General features: G+C 65.4%; 2 protein-coding genes and 1 pseudogene. All 3 read right to left on the bottom strand.

The window, feature by feature from the left end; all coding sequences use genetic code 11:
• Positions 1–1,977 (bottom strand): TonB-dependent receptor (locus ASE78_RS16915; RefSeq protein ID WP_235515131.1); only part of this gene is annotated, 1,977 nt, incomplete at its 3' end.
• Between the two features lie 116 nt (positions 1,978–2,093).
• A complete protein-coding gene (locus ASE78_RS16910; protein WP_056498691.1) occupies positions 2,094–3,365 on the bottom strand; it encodes an MFS transporter in 1,272 nt (423 codons plus the stop codon).
• Positions 3,362–3,599, bottom strand: a pseudogene (locus ASE78_RS19280) (mandelate racemase/muconate lactonizing enzyme family protein); the annotation flags it as partial. The gene ASE78_RS16910 and the pseudogene ASE78_RS19280, both read right to left, overlap by 4 nt.

The following is a 3,599-nucleotide window of genomic DNA, read 5'->3' as shown; positions in this document are numbered from 1 at the left end:
GATGACCTTAGACGCCGCGAAGCGCAGCAGCAGCCGTTCGGTCAGCGACAGGCGGGCGTTGATCGACGGCAGCCAGTCGTCATACTTGCCGCGAAAGCCGACCGGGACGACCGGCGACACGGTGATGATGTTCTGCCCCGCGCCGTTGGGCCGCGCGCTCAGCACGGTGCGCGACGCGCCGGTCGAGGTATAATCGGTATTCTCGTAGCGCAGCCCGACATTGATCGCGAGCGGCATGTCGCCGATCCGCGTGTCGAGCGCCCCCATGACATAGCCGATCTTCACCTTCTCATCGACCACCGACGATGCGGCGGGCGAGAAGACCGCCGGGTTGAACGTGCGGCCATCCTCGGCGGCGAACCGATCGATCGTCTGCACCAGCTCGCGCGGGTTGTAGATCAGCCAGTCGCGGATGATGTCGCCGCCCTCGCCCTTGAAGAAATTGCGGTTCGTCGGCTGGAACAGCGATTGCGGCAGCACACGGTTGGAGTCGCAATAGGCGCATTGTTCGGCGAACGAGGTTTCGTCGGCGGTGATCGTCTTGATCCGGCTCTGCGCCAGTGCGCCAACCGACAGCGTGAACGGCCCGTTACCCGGCTTCCAGTCGACGTCGGCGCGATATTCCTCGATCTCGTCGTCGATGTCGGACCCGCCGCCCCAGATGTAATAATGCGCGGTGATCCCCTGCGGATTGGTCGCGGCATTGGCGTAGGTCGGGCTGCTGAACGCATATTGATAGATCGGGCTGCCGCCGCGCCGGTCGAACGACAGGTTGACGTTCTTGCGCCGGATGGTGGTGAACAGGTTGTTCTCCTTGCCCCGGCGGCGCGCGTCGGACAGCGATCCGTCGAGCCGGACACGCAGGGCGTCGGTCGGCTTCCAGTCGACGTTGATGCCGAACTGGTCGGTGGTCACGTCGCGGTCGTCATACTGGATGATCTGGTCGACGAAGCCGCCGGTATAGCGCTGGAACACCGCCTCGCCGCCTTCGACCACCTGTTCGGCAAGAATGCCGCCGGCGAAGTCATAGGCGAGGCCGGTCTGCTGCTCGACGAACCGTGCCTTGGAATACAGGCCGTCGATCGTGACCGTGAACTTGTCGCTCGGCCGCATCTGCACCGATGCGTTGACGCCCCAGCGGGTCAACTCGCGTTCGAAGAAGAACGGCGAGAGGTTCGAGGGCATCGACACCCGCGAGAAGGGTGCGACTCCCGCGCCGATCCGGCCACCGCGCACCCCCGCCAGATTATAATAGGAATCGGTGCTGGAGCGGCGGACATGGCCCGCGCCGATCGTGAATTCGTCGATCCGGTTTTCCTGCTTGGAATAGACGCCGGCCAGCGCCACGCCGAAGGTGCCGGCATCATTCTTCCAACTGCCGACCGCCGACACTTCGGGATTATAGGTGTCGGCCAGCTCCGAATACATGCCGCCGGCCGATCCGGCGAACTTGAAACCGCGCTTGCCGTCCAGCGGGCGTAGCGTGCGCACGTCGACCGTCGCGCCGATCGACGCGCCGTTGATGTTGGCCTGCGGCGATTTGTAGACGTCGGCGCCCGAGATGATCTCGGACGGCAGCACATCGAACGAGAATTCGCGGCCGTTGTTGTCGGTGGCAAGCGTGCGGCCGTTGACGGTGACGGCGTTGAACTTCGGCCCAAAGCCGCGGACGGTGACGAACCGCCCCTCGCCGCGATTGCGCTCGATCGTGACGCCGCTGACACGCTGGAGCGATTCGGCGACATTGTTGTCGGGCAGTTTACCCAGATCCTCGGCGACGATCGAATCGACCACGCCCACCGAATTGCGCTTGATGTCGATGGCGGCACGCTCGGCGGCGCGGATGCCGGTGACGACGATGTCCTCGGGCTGGCTGGTTTCGCCATCACTGGCGGGGCTGGCGACGGGCACCGGGTCGACGGTCTGCGCAGCGGCGGTGCCGCCCAGAACGAGCGCGCTGAGCGCAGGAGCCGCCAACAGGCAGGTACGCAAACGACGGGCCGATAACGCCATGATAACCCTCTCCCTTTTTTCTTTGCCCGCTTTGACCACGAAATAGCATCAGTGTCAAATGATGATAATACGTATTACCTTTAGCGGACCGACTTGATGGGGAGGACGCACAATGCCGATCCGAACACGAACAGGATCGCGGCGATGAAGATGGTGCGGTAATCGCCGCCGGTCAGCCCGAGCAGCGTGGCGGCCATCACCGGGCTGATGATCTGCGGAATGTTGACGGCGGTGGTCAGCACGCCAAGGTCGCGCCCCTCGTCGCCCAGCGCGCTTTGCGGCAGCACCTGCGTCATCAGCGCGATGTCGATCGACATGAACATGCCGTAGCCGACCCCGATGACGGCGGCGTAGATCCACATGCCGGTCATCGACGGCAGCGCCAGCGGAGCGACCATCGCGCAGCCCATGATGAGGCTGCCGAGGATCACGAACGGCTTGCGCCGCTGCATCCGATCCGACAGCCACCCCGACAGCAGCGACGACGCGACCAGACAGACCAGGGTGACGATCGCCATGTTGGCGATGGCGATGTTCGATTCACCATCGCCCAGCCGGATATAGTCGCGCAGGATATAGAGCAGATAGGCCGCGACCCCCTGATACCCCATGTAGATCGTGAACCGGCTGAGGAACGCCCAGGCGAAGTCGGGGTGTTTGGCCGGGCTGATCCAGAAACCGCGCACGAATTCGCCCCAGCGGATCGGGCGATGCGGCGCGCGCGCGCTCGACGGTTCGCGATTGAGCAGGACGAACGCCAGCCCGGATACCGCCACGGCGGCGGCGAACAGGCCGTAGGCCAGCACCGCCTGCCCCGCGAGATAGCCCGCGACGACCGTGCCGGCGGTCAGTCCCGCGGTCATCCCTGCGCCGACGATGCCCGACACATTGCCGCGCCCTTCGGGAGCGAAGCGGTCGGCGATCAGCGTCGTCATCGCCGGCTGCATCGCATTATAGGCGACGGCGGCCATTACCCACAGCACGATCAGCGACCAGAAGCTGGTCATCAGCGACACGCCGAACAGCGCGAGCGATCCGAACAGCGATCCGATCGCGATCCACGGCGCGCGCCGGCCCCAGCGGCTGCGCGTCCGGTCGGACAACGCACCCGCGATCGGCGTCGCCAGCGTCGAGAAGATCGAGGTGACGGCGAACAGCAGCGCGAGGTTGTTCGCCTTGTTCCCCGCGTCCAATTCCGCGATCTGGTTGGGCAGCAGAACGCCGAGGACGCCGCTGTACAGCGCCATCAACAGGAAGAAATTGACCATCAGCGAAAGCTGCAACCGGCGCCGCGCACCGCCGGTGACATAGGCAGATGGCGACGGGGCCGATGGCGCGACCGGCAGGGTCAACGAACCATCTCCGTATCGGGAACCAGCCGCAGTCCGGCCTCGCGCGGGCGGCGGTGCGGGCCACCGTTGGCGCTCCAGCTCCCGTCGGCCCGGTCGCGCGCGATCCGTGCCTCGTCGACAACGATGCCGAGGCCGGGCCGGTCGCCCAAGACGATGCCGCCGTCGGCGATGTCCTGATCGATGTCGAGGCCGGCGGGCCATTGCAGGTCCTGAACCTCGATCCCGATCATGTTC

This window comes from Sphingomonas sp. Leaf25, from assembly GCF_001421635.1.
GTDB lineage: Bacteria > Pseudomonadota > Alphaproteobacteria > Sphingomonadales > Sphingomonadaceae > Sphingomonas.
The sequence above is the reverse complement of the archived record's forward strand: the minus strand, read 5'-3'. Positions and strand labels throughout refer to the sequence as shown.